Source organism: Bifidobacterium aesculapii (genome assembly GCF_001417815.1).
GTDB lineage: Bacteria > Actinomycetota > Actinomycetes > Actinomycetales > Bifidobacteriaceae > Bifidobacterium > Bifidobacterium aesculapii.
In genome coordinates, this window is sequence record NZ_BCFK01000044.1 from 11,680 (window position 1) to 33,467 (window position 21,788).

Sequence of the window (21,788 nt, forward strand, 5' to 3'; positions counted from 1 at the left end):
CCTATCACTATTCCAGCAGTCCGAGCAGGTCGTCGCGGGTGAGGGAGGCGATGGAGGCGGGCGCCGCCTGGGCGAGCGCCGTCGCGTCGGTGAACTGGCGGGCGAGCGCGCTTTTGGTGCGTTGCAGTTCGATGATGCGTTCCTCGATGGTGTCCTTGGCGACGATCTGGTACACGTCCACGTCATGGGTCTGCCCGATGCGGTGCGCACGGTCGGTGGCCTGGTCCTGCGCGGCCGCGTTCCACCATGGGTCGGCATGGATGACGACGCTCGCGCCCACGAGGTTCAGACCGGTGTTGCCCGCCTTGAGGGAGATGAGGAACACGGGCGTGGCGTCCTTGTTGAACCGGTCGACGAGTTCGAGCCTGCGTCGTTTCGGCGTGGAGCCGTCGATCCTGTAGTGACGCACGCCGTCATGGTCGAGGCGGGCGGCGATGAGGTCCAGATAGCTGGTGAACTGGGAGAAGACGAGCGCCTTCTTGCCTTCCGACATGCAGTTGGCGACGAGCTCCTCGATGGCGGCGAGCTTTGCGGACCTGTCCTTCGCATTCGCGTACAGCAGGCGCGGGTCGCAGCAGATCTGGCGGAGTTTCGTCAGCTCGGCGAGGATGCGGATCTTCGACGTGTTGAAATCGTCCTCGCCCTCATGCTCCAATTGCTGGCGCAGGCGCTGCTCGTGCGCGGCGTACAGTTTGCGCTGCTCGCCCTCCAGCCGCACGGTGACCGTGGTCTCGATCTTGTCCGGCAGGTCGGTGAGCACCTGAGATTTGAGACGGCGTTTGATGAACACGCCGACCAGCGCCTGCAGCCGTCGCGCTACACGTTCGCCTTCCGGGTTGACGGCGGCCGCGGCCCTGCCCTGCTCGCTGGAGGCGTCGGCGGCGCGCGCGTTCGAGATCGGCAGCTCGTAGCGTTCGTGGAAACGCTTGTAGGACCCGAGCAGCCCGGGCATGAGGAAGTCGAAGATGCTCCACAGTTCGCTCAACCGGTTCTCGATCGGCGTGCCGGTGAGCGCGAACCGGTGCGCGGCGTCCACGCTCTTGACCGCCTTCGCGATCTTGGTGGTATGGTTCTTGATGACCTGCGCCTCGTCCAACGCCATCACGTCGAACCGTGCGCCGCGGTAGTCGTCCACGTCACGGCGCAGCAGGTCGTATGAGGTGATGAGCACGGCCGGCGGGCACGTGCCGTCCCCGCCCTTCGCCCACCGGGCGATGGCCTCGCGGCGTTCCGATTTGGTGCCGGCCACGGCGACCGCGTTCATGCCGGGCGCGAATTTCGCGAATTCGGCGGCCCAATTGTAGACGAGCGAGGCGGGGCAGACGATGAGCGACGCCGTCGGGCGCGCGTCGCCATCCGCGACTGCGCCATCCGTGCCGCCCTCGCCGGAGCGCGCGTCGGCCAGTGAAAGCAGCAGGGCGATGAGCTGCACGGATTTGCCCAGGCCCATCTCGTCGGCGAGGATGCCGCCGAATCCCTTGTCGCACAGCGTGCGCAGCCACCGGTAGCCCTCCACCTGATACGGTCTGAGCACGCCGGCGAGCGCGCGGGGCACCGGGTAGCGCGACGGGTCGATGGTCTTGAGCTCGTCGACGTACCGCATGAACGAAGGCGTCTTCTCCACGCCCTCGCCCGCGAGTTCGCCGTCGAGCAGGAACGCCTGCATGCCCGGCAATGTGACCGGCCCGTCGTTCAATTCCGATTCGTCGAGGTCGAAATCGCTGGCGAGACGGTCGAGCGCGTCCAGATCGGCGCCCTTCAGATCCACGAACGTGCCGTCGGCAAGACGGTGGAACCGCTGCCGCCGACGATAGGCGGCGAGCAGCGAGCCGACCTCGTCCGGCGGCACCTCGTCGGCCAACGGCGAGATCTCCACGAGATTTGATCTCACCGACAGTCCGACCCGCACGCTCGGCGGTTTCGGCGCGAGCAGACGGTCGAACGCGGGCGTCGTGAACACCGTGCCCTGAGCGTGCAACGCCGCGAGACCATCGTCGAACAGGGCGACGATGCGCGTCGTCTCGTCGCGGCCGATGCGCCCCGGCCGCGTCGGACCGTCCACGGTGAAGTACGTGCGCACCAGGTCGAGCATGGCGCGTTCCTCGCCGAAATCGCGCCCCGCCGCGTCCGGCGTGCGCGGGCCGTGGCCGTCGCGCGCGGGCGCGACCGGCACCACGCGCGAACCGTATCTGGCCTTGGCGGTGCAGGTGACGCCCTTGTCGTCGCGGTCGAGGTAGAACTCCGGCTCGCATACGGCCGGACGCATCCGTTCGATCTCCTTGGGCACGTCCGCCGCCGTCAGGAGACCGGCGTCCTCGAGTCCGGGCAGCAGGGTGCGCGCGAACAGCGGCGCGTCGTCGACGGCGATGCGCTCGCCTCCGTCCGTGCCGCCTGCGGCGCAGATCACCGGCAGCAGGTCGGCCAGGGGCGCCAGCGCGGCCGGGCAGCGCACGAACCGGTAGCCGGCGGCGCTCAGGTGCGCGTCCGCGCGGCCGACGAGCGTGGCCAGCGCGGCGTCGCGCCCCGACGTGCGGCCGCCGCGGCGCGCGGGAGGCAGCAGCAGCCATATGCCGCCGTCGCCCGTGACGGTCGCGGCGACGGCCGGCGTGCCGGTGAGCATGTAGCCGTCGATGCCGCCGTCCCCGTTGACGCGGGTGATCGAAACCGACGGGTCGAACCGCTCCCCCGTCTCCACCGGCACGTATGAGGGCGACGACATGTACCAGGCGTCGACGACCAGACCGATCTCACCGCCCGACATGATGTCGAGCAGCCGCGCGACCTCCGCCTGCGCCAGCGTGAGGTGCCGACCCAGTTCGACGGTGCCGAAGCGGCCGTATCGGGTGTCCTGGAGGTCCACGGCGCGACGCACGTCGGCGGCGCGGTCGAGGAGACCGAACAGTGTGCGCGACCGGTCGTCGAACATGGCGGGGGCGTGGGTGAAGGCGAGTTTCTGACCGTATTCGCGGTACCGGTTGAGATGGACGTCGTCGAGGAGGCCGTCGATGGATTTGAGCACGTAGGAGTTGCCTCCCTTCGCGCCGATGCGGAACTGCACGCTCCACCGGTCGGACAGGTATGTGAGGATCGGAGTGAGCGCCACCTCGCCGGGGTTCGGGGCGCGCCGCACGCCACCGTCGCGTCCGCGCGCGGGCCCATCCGACGTGCCGGCGGCGAGCATGGCTCCGCGTCGTCTGGCCTGCCGCGCCGTCTCCTCCCGCTCGTCGATGCGCTGCATCGCGGCAAGCAGGCCCCGAGACGACCGTTGCAGGCGTCTGCCGTACCCGTCGAAGCGTTCCGGGCCGGCGATGAAGACGAACACGAGCGCGGCCATGTGCTTGCAGATGTCGTACCCGCGCGCGTAGGCGGGGCAGGTGCACCCGCCGCCGGACAGTTCGCCGGTGTCCGTATGGAAGTACACGTTGACCGTGTAGCGGCTGGACGGGCTGGTGGAACCGTGGATGCGGCCGGAGATCGTCGCGAGTCCGCTCGCCGCGTCGAGGCTGTAGGACAACGCGTCCGTCATGCGCCGCCACGAGCCCGAAATGGTGCGCGCACGGGAAAGCACCACGGGCGAGGCGTTCATCGTCAGGCTTACGCGCAGCGTGGCGAGGATTGCGGTATCGCCGCCGCCTGCGAGGTCTTCGGCGTCCGCTTCCCGGTACATCCGACCGGCTGCGCCCCAATCGGCGAACGGCCCGTCCCCCTCATACGCGTCATCGGGGCGGCCGTCATCGTCGGGGACATGCCCGAACACGCTGAACCCCATCGCACACCCCTTTCCGCCGAAGCCGTAGCCCGCTGCCGTCACCGCACGGCAGTCACCGCACGGCAGTCACGAGCGGCCATGGGCCGTCCAGCCATTCTATCCGCTTATCCGGCCGGCGGAGCATGTGCACCGGCTCCGGCCGCTATACTGGTGTGCGGCGTCGACGGGTGGTCCGCGGCGACCGCATTGCACGGCGGCATCGGCATAGGGTATGCGACCGGTTCACCGGTCGGGAGGCGTTTCGTTCCAATGGCACATGTTCTTCTGGGGGTCACCGGCAGCATCGCCGCGTTCAAATCCTGCCATCTGGCGTCCGACTGGACGAAGGCGGGGCACGTGGTGCGCGTCGTCGAGACGGCCGCAGCGGAACGGTTCGTCACTCCGCTCACGTTCACGTCGCTCACCGGCCAGCCGACGCGCACCGTGATGTTCCCCGACTCCCCCGCCGTCCCGGGCGACGTGGCGGCGAATCCGCAGGCGCCCGCGACCATCAACCATGTGAAGGACGCGGCGTGGGCGGACGTCCTCGTGGTGGCGCCGGCGAGCGCCGACGTGATCGCGCGCATCGCCGCCGGAATGGCGGACGACACGCTCACCTCCACGATCCTCGCCTATGAGGGGCCGAAGCTGCTGTGCCCCGCGATGAACGTGCACATGTTCGACAATCCCGCCACCCAGCGCAATCTCGGCATCTGCCGCGACCTCGGCTGGCGGGTGCTTGACCCCGCCGAGGGAAATCTGGCATGCGGCGACACCGGTCGCGGGCGCATGCCCGAGCCGGAGGAGATCGAACGGGCCGTCGCGGCGCTGCTGGGCGGCACGGACGGCGACGGGGCGACCGCCTCGCAGCCGCTCAAGGGCCTGCATGTGCTGGTCACCGCGGGACCCACGCAGGAGCCGCTCGACCCGGTGCGTTATCTGACGAACCATTCGACCGGCAAGATGGGGTATGCGGTGGCGGCGGCCGCGGCGGCGCTCGGGGCACGCGTCACGCTGGTGTCCGGCCCGGTCGCATTGGACGCGCCGGAGGGCGTGGACGTGGTGCGGGTCGTCACGGCGCGCGACATGTTCGCCGCCGTCGGCGAGGCGTTCGCCGACGCGGACATCACGGTGATGGCGGCCGCCGTCGGCGATTTCCGCGTGGATGAGGTCAGTGCGGAGAAGATCAAGAAGGCGGGACGCGAGTCGATGACGCTGCGGCTCGTCTCCAATCCGGACATCCTCGCGTGGGCGGGCGAGCACAAGCGGTCCGACGGGTCGCAGATCCTGTGCGGATTCGCCATGGAGACGGAGCATCTGCTGGCCAACGCCGCAGGCAAGCTCGCCTCCAAGCATTGCGACATGCTGGTGGCGAACAACCTGCGGGACAAGGGCGCCGGCTTCGCGACCGACACGAACCTGGTAGCGGTGCTCACGCCCTCCGAGCAGGATGCGGGCACGCCGCACATCGAGCATTGGGACCTCATGGACAAGACCGCGCTGGCGAAGCGGCTGCTGCTGCGGCTCGCGGCGCTGCGCGGGTGAGCCTGAGCACAGTCCCATCCCGCGCTTGCCGCGCGTCTCGAGCATCCCGCGCTTGCCGCCACGGCACGTGGCGCATATCACATCATCGAAGGAGATTCACATCATGCTGATGGCAGTCGATATCGGCAACACGAACATCGTGATCGGTTTTCTCGAGGACGGGCGCATCGTCGGCTCGTACCGCATCACCACGAAGGCCGCGCACACGTCGGACGAATACGGTCTGATGATCACGCAGTACCTCGCCCTGAGCGGGTATACGGCCAAGGACGTCGAGGACGTGATCGTCTGCTCGGTGGTACCGAAGGTCATGTACTCGTTCCGCTCGTCGATCATCAAGTTCCTCGGGTTGGAGCCGATGGTGGTCGGCCCCGGCATCAAGACCGGCATGAACATCCGGCTCGACGATCCGAAGACGCTCGGCTCCGACTGCATCGCCGACTGCGCGGGCGCCTACTACACGTATGGAGGGCCGATCCTGGTGGCGGATTTCGGCACGGCGACGACGTTCAACTACGTGGACGGCACCGGCACCATCGTCTCCGGGTTCATCACGACGGGCATCCGCACCGGCGCCGAGGCGCTGTGGGGGCAGACGGCGCAACTGCCGGAGGTGGAAATCACCCGTCCGAGGTCGATTCTCGCGACGAACACGCGCACGGCCATGCAGGCGGGCCTGTACTACACGTTCCTCGGCGGCATCGAACGCACCATCGTGCAGTTCCGCAAGGAGATCGACGAGCCGTTCCGGGTGGTCGCGACCGGTGGCCTGAGCCGCATCTTCAAGAACGACACGGACCTCATCGACATCTACGATCCCGACCTCATCTTCAAGGGCATGGCGTACATCCACTCGCGCAACATGTGAGCGCGGCCCGCCCCGGCTCAGCGTATCGTGAAGCCCTGGTTGCCGCCGTACTCGCGCAGGTCGGCCTGCCAGTCGCCGATGCCGCGGCGCAGCGTCACCTTGGCGCCGGGATCGTCGAACGGCTCGAGCGGATCGCCGTTCTCGTCCGTCATGCCGGCCTGGACCTCGCGCTGCCGGCGCAGGTACGACTGCCATTCGCTCGCCCACCGGTACGATTTGCCGACGGTCGTGCGGAAGTCGCTACGCGCGTACACCTCGAACGGCAGGTACTGGTATCCGACGGACACGTTCTCCGCGGCGTCGGCGAGCACACGGTTGAACTGCTGCCCGCCGAAGTACGGGATGTCGACGCCGTTCTCGCCGCGCACGGTGGTCTTGTCGAGGAACTCCTCGCTGGACAGTGTGGCGAGGTCCGCGGGGAACGATCCGCCGTCGACTCGCGCCTCGATGCCGTCCCTATCGTGCGTGACGAAATCGACGAACCGGTATGCGGCGCGTGGTTTGCGCGTCGACTGGAGCACGGCCATCGCCGAACCGCCGTTCTCCGCGTTGGTGGGGCGGCCGTCGGGGGTGGGCATCGGCGCGACGCGCCACAATCCGGCCGCGCCGAGCACGTCGCTCAGCAGCATGGACGGCATCCAGGCGCCCGAGAACACGGAGGCGACGGCGCCGGTGCCGAGCGCCTGCTTCCAACTGTCCGACCATGTGGCGTGTCGGGTGTCGATGAGCCCCTCGTCGATCATCTTCTGCCAGAATGCGGTGAACCTGCGCGTGCCCTCGTCGCCGGTGAGATCCACGGTGACGGTCTTGCCGTCCGGGGTGGTGTGGAACGGCTGGCCGCCGGCGAGCCAGATCATCGCCGCGTAGAAGCTGGCGTCGCCCGCGTCGGCGGCGATGTAGACGCCGATCTCCTTGAGTTTCTTCGCGGCCTCGTAGTAGTCGTCCCAGGTGCGGATGGCGGAGGCGTCGACGCCCACCTGGTCGAACACGGATTTGTTGTAGAAGAACGCCATCGGACCGGAGTCCATCGGCAGGCCGTAGATGCGCCCGGCGAGCTGGACGCTCGACCACGTGCCGGGCGTGTAGAAATTCACGTAGTCGGCGCCCACGTAGTCGGATATGTCGAGCAGCTGGCCGGATACGGCGTATTGGAGCAACGCGAAGTATTCGATCTGCGCCACGTCGGGCATGCCGTAGCCGTCCTGGATGGCGGTGTTGAGGTTCTCGTAGCCGGAGATGTCCTTCAGGTCGACGACGACGTCCGGGTTGGCGCGTTCGAAGCGCTCCACGACTTCGCCCATGCTCGGTTCCCAGCTCCACACGATGATGTGCGTGCGCGTGTCAGCTGCGGAACCGCAGGCGGCGGTGGCTACGATGGCGAGCGAGGCGCACATGGCCGCGGCGGCATGTCTGATCCGTGCGAACAATCGTGATGCCATATGTCCCGCTCCTTGCCGTCTTGTCGTTTCCCCGGCGTCGGCGTGCCGCTTCCGGGCGCGGCCGGGCGCCGTCGTGACCAGTGTACACACCGCACCCTTGCGCGATGGCGCTTCCGATACGGGAAAGCCCCGCCGACGGTGGTCGACGGGGCTTTCCCGGAGGGGTGAACATGCGCTTGGGGAAAGGTCACTTCACGGTGAAGCCCTGATCCTTGCCGTAGTCCTGCAGCGCCTTCTGCCAGGCGGCGACGCCGTCGCTCAGCTTCTGGTCGCCGGTGTAGGACTTGCCGACGTAGTCGCCGAAGATGGTGCGGGCCTTGACCTCGTAGGGCAGGAACTGGTAGTCGGTGGAGACGTTCTCGGCCGCCTGGGCGAGAACCTCGTTGTACTTCTGGCCGCCGAAGTAGTCGACGTCCTCGCCATCGGAGTTCTTGACGGTGGTGGCGTTCTTGAAGGAGTCGGACTCCATGGAGGCCTTGTCCGCCGGGAAGGCGCCGCCGGCCACACGGGTGGCCACGCCGTCGCCGTGGTTCGCGTACTCGATGAACTTGTACGCGGCGTCGGCCTTGGTGGAAGACTTCAGCACGGCGAGCGAGGAGCCGCCGTTCTCGGCGTTGGTGGCGGAGCCGTCGGCGGTGGGCATCTGGGTGACGCGCCACTTGCCGGCGCCCGCGGCGGCGGAGTTGGCCAGGTTGGCGGGCATCCAGGCGCCGGTGAGCAGGGAGGCGATGGTGCCGTCGGTCATGCCCTTGAACCAGTCCTCGGACCAGCCGGTGGTCTTGGTGTCGAGCAGGCCTTCGTCAAGCAGCTTCTGCCAGAACTCGTCGAACGACTTGACCTTCTCGTCGCCGGTGAGGTTTATGGTCACCTCGGAGCCGTCGGAGGAGGTCTTGAACGGCTGACCGCCGGCGAGCCAGGTCATCGAATCGTAGAAGCCGGCGTCGCCGGTGTCGGAGGTGATGTAGTAGTTGTCGCCGAGGGCGTGGATCTTCTTGGCGGCCTCGTAGTAGTCGTCCCAGGTCTTGATCTGTTCGGCGTCGACGCCGGCCTTGTCGAAGACCTCCTTGTTGTAGAAGAAGGCCATCGGGCCGGAATCCATCGGCAGGCCGTACACCTTGCCGGCGAACTGCACGGAGGCCCACGGGCCGGGGGTGTAGAAGTCCTCATAGCCGGAGGTCTTGTCGGTGATGTCGAGCAGGTTGCCCTTGATCGCGTACTGCGGGAGGGCGTAGTATTCGACCTGCGCGACGTCCGGGGCGCCGGAGCCGGCCTCGATGGCGTTGTCGAGCTGCGTGTATTCCTTGGTGTTGGTGCCGACGTTCTTGAGGTTGACCTTGATGCCGGTCTCCTTCTCGAAGTCCTTGGCGACCTGGGTCAGCGTGGGCTCCCATGCCCACACGGTGATTTCCTTGGCGTCCTTCTCCTGTGCCGGCTGCGAGTTGTTGCTGTCGGAACCGCAGGCCGCGACGCTGGCGAGCATCGCGATCGCACCGGTCAGCGCGATGGCCTTCTTGGCGTTGGTGAACTTCATCGTCCTTGTGCTCCTTCCCTCCAGCCGTCCATGCCGACTGAAGATTTGCTTTTCCTACCGTTCCCATCGGTACCGGAGTCATGTCGTTGACCCCGCTGCGGGAACCGGCCTACCTCGTCTGGTGTCCCGTTGATGGTTGCGATAACATCAAGTATACATAGAACCGTCTTCCATGCATGCTCTCGGCGTGTTATCGCAACCACAATATGGGGACGAACCTCACGCAACATAAGGAGACGCATCAAGGGCGGCAGCATGGCACCGGTTCCACCAGTTTCCGCGGAAACCGGCACCATGCCGCCACTCAGTGAGCCGGAACGCCCTGGGGCGTCCGCATCACCTCAAGCCCCTCCGGCGGCGGATGGCGAGCGCCACGCCGCCGAACGCGGCCGCGAGCGCGACGGCGGCCACCGCGGCGACGGCGGAACCGGTGGCGGCGATGCCGCCGCCGTTCGCCGCGTCCGCCTGCGGCTTGCCGTCCGTCCCGCCATCGGTCTTGCCGTCCGGCGTGGTCGCACCGTCGCCGGAGCCGTCGGAACCGGAATCACCGGAGCCGCCGTCCTTCGCCGTGACCTTCACCGTGTACGTTTCGGCGAGGCTCGGGTCGCTGGCGAGCGAGACGGTGACCTTCGCCGCATCGGCGGGCGCGGAGAAGTCGTAGTCGAGCGTGTACTGGCCGGCGGCGAGTTCGACGCTGCCGGAACCGGCCTCGTAGTTGCCGGTGACGGTCAGGTCGTCGGCCTTGATCGTGTCGCCGACCGTGTATGCGGTCTTCTTCGGCGTGACGGAGATGCTGACGAATGTCTTGGCCTCGAGCCCCTCGAGGGCGTCGGCGAGAAGCTTCGTCACCTGTGTGACGTCGTTGTTGGTGTAGGTGCTGCCGGCGAGCAGGACATGCGCCGCGTCGATCGCGTCGTCGAGCCTGCCGAGCGATTCGGCGGTGTAGCCGTCGCGCTCGACCTTCTCGGCCTTGGCGAGTTCCATTTCGAGCGTATCGGTGTCCGGCTTGTCGGCCGTCTTCGTGTCACGCGTGAGCGTGACCTCGTCGACGCTGCCCCAGTCGCCGGCGCCGAGATCGCCGCGTATGGTCACGGTCACGGTGCCGTCGTCGCCGACGGTGACAGGCACGGATGCGGTGTCCCACACCTTCCAGCCGTTGAGTCCGATCTCGTCCGATTTCGTGGCGTCGCCGGTTTTCGCGTTCAACGTGAGTTTGTTGACGCCGGAGGTGCCGCCGACGAGCGCGCCCTGGCCTTTCGCGGTGAGCGTGTACGCGCCGGGCTTGAGTCCGGTGACGGTCTGTTCGGCGGTGAAGGCGTACGCCTTGTCCGCCCAGAAGCCGAGCGCCCACGTGCCGGCGGAGGCGCTGTTCTTGTCGGATTTGATGGAGGCGCCGCTGCCGGTGACGCTCCAGCCGGCGTTCGCGCCGTCCTCGAAGCCGCCGTTGACGATATGGTTCTCCGGCGGCGCCGCGGTCACGGTGATGACGGCTTTGGCGGTGTGGCCGGCGGGCGTGACGCCTGTGACCGTGTAGGTGCCGGCGCCGCGGATCCAGTCGAGCGCCCCGGAGCGCCACGTGACGGTTTCGGTTTCGTCGACGCCGTCCTTGTAGCGTGCGGTCACCTCGCTCGGCAGCTTCTTCCTGATGGCGTCGATGGGATCCTCGTCGCCTGCCTCGATGGCGATGTCGTCGATGCCGGTGAACACATGGTCGGCGACGGCGCCGGTGTGCAGGTAGGCGAAGGTCTTCAGCGAGGGCAGGGCCGTGCCGTCGAATGTGAACAGCGCCTGGTTGTCCACGCCGGAGCCGCCCCACTTCTTGCCCGCGTCGTTCGGATCGTATTCGCCGGCCGCCTGCGTGGCCCAGCCCGCGCCGTGCTTCTCCCACAGGGCGACGAGGTCGGCGTTGCCGCGTCCGCCCTGGCCGACGGGCAGCCACGCCGGCTCCCAGTAGAACATGCCGAGGCCGTCGTTCTCGCCGTCGCCGTCGTTGTCGCCGACTTTGTTCACGGCTTCGGCGACGTAGCGCAGCGCGTCGGCCTGGCCCTGGGCGCTGACGTCGAACTTCACGTCGGCGGAGTTCACGTTCTTCGCGGTGATCGTGTTGGAGTCGTCGTCGCCGTCCTCGAGCGTGTACGCCCATGAGGTTTCGGCGACCATCACGTCCTTGCCGTAGGTGGCGGCGACGTCCTTGAGCTGGCGGGTGAGGTTGTCTGCGGTGCCGTGCCAGAACGGGTAGTAGGAGCTGGCGAACACGTCGTAGTCGACCTTGTGGCTGTCGAGCTGCTTCGCGTAGCCGGCGTAGGTGTTGCGTTCCGGGTTGGTGAAGTGGATGGCGACCTTCGCGTCCGGCAGCGTTTCGCGTACGGCCTTGGAGCCGGCGGAGAACACCTTGCACATGCCGTCCCAGCCGGTCACGCCCGCGATCTTCGCGGTGGTCTCGTTGCCGATCTGCACCATGCCGACGTCCACGCCGGCGTTCTTGAATTCCGTGAGCGTCTTTCTGGTGTAGTCGTATACGGCCTGCGCGGTCTTGCCCGCGTCGCCTTCGAAGGATTTCCACGCCTTGGGCGCCTGCTGCTTGCTGGGATCTGCCCAGAAGTCGGAGTAGTGGAAGTCGACGAGCACCTTGAGTCCGGCGGCCGTGGCGCGTTTCGCCATGACCAGCGCGCGTTCGGCGTTCACGTTGCCGCCGCCGTAGCCTTGGCCGTCGGCGGTGAACGGATCGTTCCACACGCGCAGACGCACGTAGTTCACGCCGCTTTCCTTGAGCAGCGCGAAGAGGTCCTCAACCTTCCCTTCCTCGTTCTTGAACGTGACGCCGCTTTCCTCCAACGACAGCATGGAGGAGACGTCCGCACCTCCGATGAAGTCGTCGGCCAGCCCGTCGATCGCCTTGACGTTGATGTCCGCTTTCACAGGGCCGTCGGCCGCGTTGGCGGTGGCGACGGCGCCGCCCGCGCATAACGTGAGCGCCGCCACCGTGGCGGCGACCGCACGTCGCCATGCTGTTGGCTGATGCATGTCCGTTGTCTCTCCTTCGATGTTCCGATAAGACGGATGCCAGATGCCGGGCGACAAGTGCCAAGTGCCACGGGAATCCTCGTTGAAGAACCCGGTGAAGCACCCGAAACGCCCGATATGACGGGTCCACAGTTGCTGCACTTCCATTGGTACAACTGTGTACCTACAGAGTAGCCTAGCATCGATCCCGCTTTTGGTCAACCGCTGTACCAGCGGCATATATCCGCCACTCGCCCCATACGCCGGTTCAGGGGCGAGACGATTACCGGGTTGTATCGCGGGCGATGACGTCCGTCTCGCAGGTCAGCAGCTCGGGGCGGACGATGGATCCGTCGATGCGGCCGAGGATGCGGCCGACGGCGGTGGGCGCGGTCCAGTCAAGCCGGGAGTCCATCGTGGTCAGGGGCGTCTGCAGGTAGGCGTCCTCCTCGATGTTGTCGAAGCCGATGACCTGCACGTCACCCGGCACATCGAGCCCGGAGGCGCGCAGCGCGGTGAGCGCGCCGATGGCCAGCTGGTCGTTCAGGGCCACCACCCCATCGAACGGCACGGCCGAGTCGATGATCCGCTGCATGACGCGCGCGCCCGCGCCAATCGTCCAGTCCTGATCGGTGGCGCCCACCAGACGGGGATCCGGATGCATGCCGCGGCGAAGGCTCTCCTCGATCACGCCGCGCAGACGCAGCTGCGCGTTGCCCTCCACCGCCCCGAGCAGCTTCTCCTCGTCATACGCGCCGCGCGCGCCGACCACGGCGAGCCGCGTGACGCCACGGTCGTACAGGTAGCCGGCGGCGCGCGCGGCGGCGCCCACGTCGTCGGGGGTCACATGGTCGGCCCTGCCCCATGTCGTGCGCGCTCCGACCACGACGAGCGGAAAATCGACGTCGAGGTCGTCGGGGGCGATGTCCTCGACCTCGCTCATCGATAGGATCATGCCGTCGGAGACGGTGGAGTTGAAGTTCTCGAGCAGGTTGCGCGCGCCCTTCGCGGAACCCTCCGCGTACGTGGTGACGTACACGGAGTAGTCGAGCCGGCGGGCCGCGTCGATCACGCGGTTGGCGAGTTCGGCAAGGTAGGGCGGGGTGAGCGAGGGCACGGCGAGCGTGATGAACCCGGTGTGGTCGCGGTTGAGGTTGCGCGCGGCCACGTTCACCCGGTAGCCGAGATCCTTGATGACGGTTTCGACGCGTTCGCGTGTGGCCTGGCTCATACGCCCGTTGCCGTTGATCACGTTCGACGCGGTCTTGAGCGAGACCCCGGCCTCCTGCGCCACATCACGCAACGTGACGCGTCTCTTCGCCGGTTTCATCTCGCCCATGTCCGTCAACTCCTTGTCATGTCTGCGTTTCGTCGCCATTCTACCCGCTTGCGTGCGCGCGGCATACGCCCGGCGCACGCTCGGCGGGAGTCCAGCGCACCGTCCGCGCTCAGCGCACGGTGCGCGTGACGAGGATGGCGTTGCGCGCGAGCGTGACCGTCGCGCAGTGCGCCGGTGCGGCGGGCGCGTCCGCCACGGGCGCCGCGCACCGGTGGGCGATGATGGTCTCGCCGTCGACGCCGGTGAGGGTGACGGGGCACGCGCTTCGGTTGAGGTAGAAATCGAAGCGCACGGTCCGGTCCTCGTTGTCGCGCACGGTATGCAGGACGCGCGGGTCGTCGCCGTCGGCGGGCACGACCGCGGCAGGTGTCTCCGCCGCGTCGGCGTCATCGTCCGCGTCGCCCGTCGCGGGCATGACACACACACCGTCCACCTTCGTGAACAGGGTACGGGCGAGTCGTGCGATGTCGTGGCGGTCGAGGTCGCAGCCCACGTAGATGGCCTCACCGGCACCCCACGGGTGACGGGTGACGGCGGGCGTGCCGGCGAGTTCCCAATCTTCGGCCGCGTCGCCTTCATAGGTCGCGACGACGGTCGTGTCGGGCGCGACCGCGGTGACGTCGGTCTGCCACAGGCGGGTGCGCATCCCGTTCGACAAGGCGATCTCGCCCGGTTCGCCTTCGGCCTGGGCGCCGAGGATGTTGAATTCCTCGCCGCGCACGCCGATCATGCCGCGAAGGAGGCCCTCGCCGGCACCAGGGTAACCGCCGAGGCCCGCGTGGAAGCGTTCGTCGATAATGCCGGTCGCGTAGTCGATGGCCACGGTGCCGCCGGCGCGCGCGAACCCATCGAGCCGACGGACGTCCTCGTCGGACAAGGCGAGCACGTTCGGCAGGATGACGGTGTCGTAGCCGGTCCAATCATGGGCGAGCGGGACCACGTCGGCGCGGGTCCCCGCGTCGAGAAGCGCGCGGTACCAGTCGCGCACGGCGTGCCAATGGTCGAGCCTCATGCTGGGAAGCGTCTCGGAGCGCGTGGCCCATTCGCTTTCCGCGCTGAACAGGACGGCCGTGCCGCGACGGCGCAACGTGGTGCCCTGCACGCCCGCGCGGGAGAGCGTCTCCAACGCCTTCCCGAGCTCGCACACGCCACGGAACACCTTCGAGTCGGCGCCCGCATGGGGGACCATCGCGGAGTGGAACGCCTCGGCGCCGGAGGTGGACTGCCGCCATTGGAAGAAGTTGATGGCGTCCGCGCCTATGGCCACGTGCGCGAGGGAGTCGCGCAGGAGCTCGCCGTTGCGTTTGCGTGAGTTGAGCGGCTTCCACTGGACCGCGGACGTGGAGTGTTCCATCACATACCAGGGGTGGTCCGCGGCGAGCGACGCCACGAGCGCATCCGAGCAGGCGAGCTCGTCCAGATGGGATTCGCCCTCGTGGAAGTAGTGGTCGTTGGACACGAAATCCACCTCGGGCGCCCACTGCGCGTAGTCCATGCAGCACTGGTCCGTGGACACCATGAAGTTCGTGGTGAACGGTTTGCCGGGGCAGATCTCCTCGATCGCATCGCGCTCCGCCTTGTAGAAGTCGAGGAGCATGTCGTTGCCGAAGCGCTCGAAGTCGAGCTGCTGCGGCGGGTTGACCATCGAATCGCCGCCCATGTGCCGCGGCAGCATCACCTCTTGGAAGGAGTTCACATGCTGGGACCAGAACGCCGTGCCCCACGCCTCGTTCAACGCGTCAATCGTGCCGTACTTCGCCTCGCACCACGCGCGGAACGCCTCGAGGGCGGTGTCCGAATAGTCGTAGCGGTTGTTCCACCCGTACTCGTTGCCCATATGCCACGCGGTCACATACGGGTTGTCCTTGTAGTGTTCGGCGAGCCGGCGGCACAGGCGCAGCGCGAACCGCTTGAACACCGGACTGGTGGGACGCCACGACTGGCGTGACCCCGCGTTGACGACATGGCCGTATTTGTCCACCGGGAGCACTTCCGGATGGTTCTCGTACAGCCACATCGGTGCGGATGCGGTAGCCGACGCCAAATCCACGGCGATGCCCGCACGGCCGAGCCGGTCGATCACGGAATCCAACCAGTCGAAGGTGAACTCGCCCTCACGCGGCTCGATACGGTCCCAGCTGAAGATCGCCAGCGCGACCGTGTTCACGCGCGCCTCGCGCATCAGACGGATGTCCTCGGCCACCACCTCGTCCGGCCACTGGTCCGGATTGTAGTCGCCGCCGAACGCGATGCCGCGTCCGTCCGCCGTCAGCAGGGACGGCCAACGAAAAGCCCTGCGGCCAGTCATGATGATCACTCCTTGTCGATTGAATCGGTCTGTGCCGATGCGGTGTTTCCGGCGTTCCACCGGGATCGGGTCCCGCCGCCCGATCCCGGCGGGATCACTCCTTGACGGCGCCGGCGGCCAAACCGGACTGCCAGTACTTCTGCAGGCAGAGGAACGCGATGACCAGGGGGATGATGGTGATCAGGGAGCCGGTGATCACGAGGTTCTGGATCGCCTGCCCGCCGGCCGTCGAGGCCTGGTCCTTCCACTGGTTCAGACCGATTGTGAGCGGGTACCAGTCCGCGTCCTTGAGCATGATCAACGGCAGGAAGTAGTTGTTCCACGTCGCCACGATGGCGAACAGCGCGGTCGTCACGATGCCCGGAGCGAGTAGCGGCAACGAGATCTGGAAGAAGGTGCGGAACTCGCCGGCGCCGTCCACGCGGGCCGCCTCCAGCAGTTCATCCGGCACGGCCTGATCGGAGAAGATCCACATGAGATACAGGCCGAACGTGGAGACCAGTGACGGGATAATCATCGACCACGGGGTGTTGGTGAGACCCACCTTCGCGAACAGCAGGAACTGCGGCACGGCGAGGGCGATGCCCGGCACGGAGATCGCGCCGATGATGATCGCGAAGCACAGGTTGCGGCCCGGGAAGCGGAATTTGGCGAGCGCGTATCCGCCCATGATGGCCAGCAGGGTCGCGCCGCCGGCGCCCACCACCACGTAGAGGATGGTGTTCACGAACCAGCGGCCGAAGATGCCGTCCTGGTAGGTGAACACGGTGACGATGTTGTCCCACAGGGCGAACGTGTGGCCGAAGCCGAGTCCGAAGGTCGACGTGAAGTCGGCCTGCGTCTTCGTCGCGTTGATCACCAGGTACACGAACGGGAACAGGCAGTACACCGCGAAGATCGCGCATACGATGGTCAGTCCGATGGACCGGGTGGGGTTCGCCGGGTTCGAGAATCCGGTTTTGGCTGCGCGTTTGCGCTCGGCGGCCTCGTCCCTCGCGACGCGCTTCTGACGCTCCTTCTCGGCTTTTTTGGCGGCTTTCTCCTGCGCCTTGAGTTCGGCGGGGGTCATTGTTGCTGCGCTCACTTCATCTGCTCCTTCATGCTCCTGAGCTGCACCGCGTAGGCGATGGCCATCGTGATCACGGCCATCGTGATGGCGAGGGCGGCTGCGTAATTGCTTTGGTTGCCGGAGAACGACAGGTTGTACGCGTACATGTTCGGCGTGTAGTACGTCGTGATCGCGTTGCCCGGCACCATGTTCTGCAGGATGGACGGCTCGTTGAACAACTGGAACGAACCGATGATCGAGAAGATCACCGTGATCGCGAGGGACCCGCGAAGCTCGGGCAGTTTGATGCGCTTGACGATCTGCCATTCGGAGGCGCCGTCGATTGACGCGGCCTCGTACAGGGAGTGCGGGATCGTGCTCAGGGAGCTGTAGAAGATCAGCATGTTGTAGCCGGTGAACTCCCACGTGTTGATGTTGCCGATCGCGGCGAGCAGCACGTCCGGGGCGAGCACGTCGAGATTCGTGCCGAAGAAGTCGTTGAACGATCCGACCAGACCGTATTTCGCGCCGTAGACGAAGCCCCAGATCATCGTGGAGACGACGGCCGGCACGGCGTACGGCAGGAACGTGGAGATGCGGAAGAACTTCGTGCCGTGCAGCTTCATCGAGTCCAGCGCCAGCGCCATGGCCGCGGCGAGGAACAGCATGATCGGCACCTGGACGATGGTGAACAGGGCCACGCGCCACACGCTTGACCAGAACTGCTGGTCGACGAACAGGCGGGAGTAGTTCTCGAAGCCGACGAACTTGGTGCCGCCGATCATCTGCTTCTTGAAGAAGGAGATGAAGATGGCGTACACGATCGGGATGATGAACACGAACACGAACACGAGGGCGAACGGCCACATGAACTTCCAACCGCGCCAATCCGCCTTATGCTTGTTGATGCGCGCCTGCGCGGTGTGGCGCGAGGTCATTTCGGGAAGGAGCCCGGTCTGCGCCGATGCGGCTCCCAATGTCTGCTCTGACATGATTGCTGTGTGCTTTCTGTATCGAATGGTTCCGCCGTCGAACGGCAAGACGGAGGTACGGACGGGACCCGCGGACATGACGGGGGTGGGGCGCCGGGTAGGCGCTCCACCCCGGATGGCCATCGACCGCGGAAAATCACTTCACGGTGACGGTGTAGCCCTGGTCCTCGCCCTGCTTGGCGAGCTTGTCGCCGTAGTTCTTGAGGGCCTGCTCGAGCGTGATCTCCTTGGTGTACGCCTTGGAGACCTCGTCGCCGTACGCGGACTGGGCGAACGGGTTGTACGGCAGGTACTGGAACTTCTCGGTCGGGCGCTGCGCGGCTTCGGAGAGCACTTCGTTCACGTTCTGGCCGCCGAAGTAGTCGTTGGTCTTCTTGTTGCCTTCGGTGGTGGGATCGGTGAAGGAATCGGACTGGAGAATCTTCTTCAGGGACGGGAAGGTGCCGGTGTCCGCCATCTCCTGGGCGCCGTCGCCGTGGGTCATGTACTCGACGAACTTGTAGGCCGCGGCCTGGTTCTTGGAGAGCTTGACGACGGAGAGCGCGGAGCCGCCGTCCTCGGCGGAGACCTCCTGGCCCTCCTCCCACTGCGGCAGCTGGGCCACGCGCCAGTTGCCGGCCTGGTCCGGGGCGCCGGACATCAGGTTGACAGGCATCCAGGCGCCGATGGTCAGCGAGGCGATGGTGCCGTCGTTGAGCTCACGGTTCCAGTCATCGGACCAGTTCGGGGTCTTGGTGTCCACGAGGTCCTCGTCGATGAGCTTCTGCACGAACTGGATGTACTTCTTCATGCCCGCATCCTTGGTCATGTTGATGGTGATGTTCTCGCCATCGACCTTCCACGGCTGGGCGCCGGCCTGCCAGACCTGCGCGGTGAACGGCTGGTAGTCGTTCGAGGTGCCGGCGAGGTTGGTGATGTAGGAGCCGGTGGCGCGGATCTTCTTGGCCGCCTCGTAGTAGTCGTCCCACGTCTTGATGGATTCGCCGTCGACGCCGGCCTTGTCGAACACGGCCTTGTTGTAGAAGAACATCTCCGGGCCGGAGTCGATCGGCAGCGCGTACGGCTTGTTGTTGTACTGCAGCTTGTTCCACGGGCCGGCGGCGAAGTCGTCGGCGAGCTTGTCGGCGCCGAACTCGCTCAGGTCCACGAGCCCGTCGGTCACGGCGAACTGGGTGACGGTCGGGTCCTCGAGCATGACCACGTCGGGTGCGCCGTTGCCGGCGGCGATCGCGTTGGACAGCGCGGTGGAGGTCTTCTCGGCGGTGCCGGTGTTGTTGAATTTGACGGTGATGCCGGGGTTCGCCTTCTCGAAGCCCTTGATGATGTCCTTCATCGAGTTGCCGGAGTCCCAGCCCCAGAACACGAGCTCGGCGTTGTCGGCATCGCCCTGGTTGGAGCTGTTGTCGCTGCCTCCACCGCAGGCCGCAAGTCCGACGAGCGTGGCGACGGCCGCCGTGGCCGCGATGACCTTCTTGATGTTGCGCATGATGTCTCCTCCTGAATCGTGGAGACCACTCCCACCCCAGGTTTCCACAACGAAGCCGGTTGGGCGGGTTCGGTTCCCGCGATCGCGTTTTCCTTTTCCTGTCGGGGTGTTTTCTTTGGTACACCCGTGTACCATTACCTTTGATGATACACCTGTGTATCTGAATGTCAAATACCGCGACACGCCCATCATCCCGATGATTCATCAGCCCCGAAGACCCCGCATACGGCAAAGGGCCCTTCGCCATCCACGAAGATGGCGAAGGGCCCTACCGCACCCCGGCCGCACCGGGGCATCGCCGCTACAGCTTCACGACGAGCACGCCGTTCGGCCGGATGGCGGCCGTATGCTCACTCTCGTTGACCTGCGCCAGCGAGGCGACGAGCGGCTTGCCTTCGACGTCGACGACGGCCACGTCATGCGTGCGGTTGAACAGGAACACGAAGTGGTTCTCGTCCGTCACGTCCGCACGTTCGACACGCAGCACCTCGCCGCGGTCATCGCCGGCCGGCAGCCGGACGCCGAGCGCCTCGAGCAGCTCCGACAGGCTCGCCGCGAGCCCGTCGCGACCGAGCTTGGCGCCCACGTACGCGGCCTTGCCGTCGCCGTAGTCGTTGACGGTGATGGCCGGCGCGCCGTCGAAACCGGTCCACTTGTCGGCCTTGAAGGTCTCCAGCACGCGCGTCGTCTCCGCCACGGACGTGATGACGTCCGCGATGTCGTGCGCGACGGTGCCGTTGGACAGGTCGAGATGGTCCATCGCACCGGGGAAATCGTTCCCCATCGGCGCGTGCTCCTCGATGCGCACCCCGACGACGTCGCGGATCGAACCGGGGTAGCCGCCGAGCCAGACGTGGTCGCGCTCGTCGGCGAGACCAGTGTAGTACGTGGCGATCAGCCTGCCGCCGTTCGCGACGTAGTCACGCACGCGGCGCGACGTGGCCTCGGACAGCAGGTACACGGCGGGCAGCACGACGGTGTCGTACTGGTCCCAGTCGCCGCGCACCGGCACCACGTCCGCGGTGAGGCCGACGTCGGCGAGGGCGCGGAACCAGTCGAGCGGCTCGGTCCAGTGGCGCACGTTCTGGCTCGGCGTGGCGGTGTGCTCGGTGGCCCATTGCGACTCGTAGTCGAAGACCACGGCGACCTTGGACTTGACGAGCGCAGTGCCCACGAGCCCCTCGTCGGCGAGCAGATTCAGATCCTCGCCCAGTTCGCACACGTCGCGGAACACCTGCGAATCGGCGCCCGCGTGGGGCACCATCGCGGAATGCCATTTCTCGGCGCCGGCCTTGGACTGCCGCCACTGGAAGTAGCAGATGGCGTCCGCGCCCATGGCGAGATGCGCGAGCGAATCGCGCACGAGCTCGCCCGGCTCGTTGCGGTAGTTGATGGGGCGCCAGTTGACGGACGACGTGGAGTGCTCCATGAGGAACCACGGGTGCTTGCGCGCCACGCCGTCGGTAAGCGACGCGGCGTAGGCGAGCTCGTCGAGGTGCGCTTCGCCCGGTGTGAAGTAGTGGTCGTTGGACACGAAGTCCACGTCGTAGCCCCACTTGTCGTAGTCGAGCGTGGTGCCGCCCGCGGAAATCATGAAGTTCGTGGTCTGCGGCTTCGGCGCGATCTCGAGCAGCGCGTCGCGTTCGGCACGGTAGAAGTCGAGCAGCGCGTCGGAGCTGAAACGCTTCCAGTCGAGCAGCTTGCCCGGGTTCATGAAGTTGCCGTCGCCGATGAAGCGCGGCGGGATGATCTCGGAGAAGTCGTTCATGTGCTGCGCCCAGAACGCCGTGCCCCATGCCTCGTTGACGGCGTCAATGGTGCCGTAGCGCTTCTCGCACCAGGTGCGGAAGGCGCGCGCGGCGTCCTCGGAGTAGTCGAAGCGGTTGTGGCATCCATACTCGTTGCTCACATGCCAGGCGACCACGTACGGGTTGTCCTTGTAGTGCTCGGCCATCACACGGCACAGCTTCAACGCGTAGTCAAGGAAGACCGGGCTCGTGGCGCGCCAGTGCTGACGTGCGCCGGGCTGGCACACGTCGCCGCGGTAGTCCACCCACAAGATCTCCGGGTGCGCCTGCGTCATCCACATCGGCGGCGAGGCGGTGCCGGAGGCGAGGTCGACGGCGATGCCGGCCTTGCCGAGCTTGTCGATGACGGTCGAGCCAGTCGAAGTCATAGACGCCTTCGCGCGGTTCGAGCTTCGCCCAGCTGAAGATGGCCACGGAGACGAGGTTGACGCCGGCCTGCTGCATGAGGGCGATGTCCTCGTCCCAGACCTCCTCCGGCCACTGGTCGGGGTTGTAGTCGCCGCCGTACCAGATGCGGGGCTTGTTCCCGTCCAGCGGCTGCGGCCATTGGAATGTTCTGTGTTCGCTCATGATTGTCACTCCTTGACGGCGCCGGCGGCGAGGCCGGATTGCCAGTATTTCTGCAGCATCAGGAACGCGATGACCAGGGGGATGATGGTGATCAGGGAGCCCG

The 21,788-nt window shown here is 66.6% G+C and carries 11 protein-coding genes and 2 pseudogenes; 2 read left to right on the forward strand and 11 right to left on the reverse strand.

The genetic code is table 11. From position 1 onward, the window contains the following. Window positions 1–7: 7 nt before the first annotated feature. The gene (locus BFAL_RS06370) at window positions 8–3,769 is read right to left on the reverse strand and encodes a DEAD/DEAH box helicase (protein WP_082440427.1); all 3,762 of its coding nucleotides are present in this window, start codon (window positions 3,767–3,769) and stop codon (window positions 8–10) included. Window positions 3,770–4,018: 249 nt separating this feature from the next. Here BFAL_RS06370 and coaBC point away from each other — a divergent pair, with 249 nt between their 5' ends. Both coaBC and BFAL_RS06380 read left to right on the forward strand, forming a co-directional pair. Next, the gene (gene coaBC / locus BFAL_RS06375) at window positions 4,019–5,293 is read left to right on the forward strand and encodes a bifunctional phosphopantothenoylcysteine decarboxylase/phosphopantothenate--cysteine ligase CoaBC (protein WP_055427587.1); all 1,275 of its coding nucleotides are present in this window, start codon (window positions 4,019–4,021) and stop codon (window positions 5,291–5,293) included. A 103-nt stretch (window positions 5,294–5,396) separates the two neighbouring features. Further along, complete coding sequence (locus BFAL_RS06380) at window positions 5,397–6,161, forward strand: type III pantothenate kinase (RefSeq protein ID WP_055427588.1); 765 nt, start codon at window positions 5,397–5,399, stop codon at window positions 6,159–6,161. A gap of 17 nt (window positions 6,162–6,178) precedes the next feature. On the opposite strand, the gene BFAL_RS06385 is transcribed toward BFAL_RS06380, so the two are convergent. The 10 genes and pseudogenes from BFAL_RS06385 to BFAL_RS11805 form a co-directional block, all read right to left on the reverse strand. Continuing rightward, on the reverse strand, window positions 6,179–7,555 hold the full coding sequence (locus BFAL_RS06385) for an ABC transporter substrate-binding protein (RefSeq protein WP_152973575.1): 1,377 nt from the start codon (window positions 7,553–7,555) through the stop codon (window positions 6,179–6,181). 232 nt (window positions 7,556–7,787) lie between these two features. Continuing rightward, window positions 7,788–9,131 (reverse strand): ABC transporter substrate-binding protein, encoded by a 1,344-nt coding sequence (locus BFAL_RS06390; RefSeq protein WP_055427590.1) that lies wholly within the window; start codon window positions 9,129–9,131, stop codon window positions 7,788–7,790. A 336-nt stretch (window positions 9,132–9,467) separates the two neighbouring features. Further along, window positions 9,468–12,155, reverse strand: coding sequence for a glycosyl hydrolase 53 family protein (locus BFAL_RS06395; protein WP_055427591.1), 2,688 nt, complete (start codon window positions 12,153–12,155; stop codon window positions 9,468–9,470). 262 nt (window positions 12,156–12,417) lie between these two features. After that, a complete protein-coding gene (locus tag BFAL_RS06400; RefSeq protein ID WP_055427592.1) occupies window positions 12,418–13,473 on the reverse strand; it encodes a LacI family DNA-binding transcriptional regulator in 1,056 nt (351 codons plus the stop codon). Window positions 13,474–13,582: 109 nt separating this feature from the next. Further along, the gene (locus BFAL_RS06405; protein WP_055427593.1) at window positions 13,583–15,781 is read right to left on the reverse strand and encodes a beta-galactosidase; all 2,199 of its coding nucleotides are present in this window, start codon (window positions 15,779–15,781) and stop codon (window positions 13,583–13,585) included. A gap of 94 nt (window positions 15,782–15,875) precedes the next feature. Further along, window positions 15,876–16,850: a carbohydrate ABC transporter permease gene (locus BFAL_RS06410; protein ID WP_055427594.1), complete on the reverse strand. Its 975-nt coding sequence runs from the start codon at window positions 16,848–16,850 to the stop codon at window positions 15,876–15,878. Window positions 16,851–16,861: 11 nt separating this feature from the next. Beyond that, window positions 16,862–17,767 (reverse strand): carbohydrate ABC transporter permease, encoded by a 906-nt coding sequence (locus BFAL_RS06415; protein WP_055427595.1) that lies wholly within the window; start codon window positions 17,765–17,767, stop codon window positions 16,862–16,864. A 190-nt stretch (window positions 17,768–17,957) separates the two neighbouring features. Further along, window positions 17,958–19,307: an ABC transporter substrate-binding protein gene (locus tag BFAL_RS06420; RefSeq protein WP_055427596.1), complete on the reverse strand. Its 1,350-nt coding sequence runs from the start codon at window positions 19,305–19,307 to the stop codon at window positions 17,958–17,960. 301 nt (window positions 19,308–19,608) lie between these two features. Beyond that, window positions 19,609–21,685 (reverse strand): annotated as a pseudogene (locus BFAL_RS06425) (beta-galactosidase). A gap of 5 nt (window positions 21,686–21,690) precedes the next feature. Continuing rightward, a pseudogene (locus BFAL_RS11805) lies at window positions 21,691–21,788 on the reverse strand (carbohydrate ABC transporter permease); the annotation flags it as partial.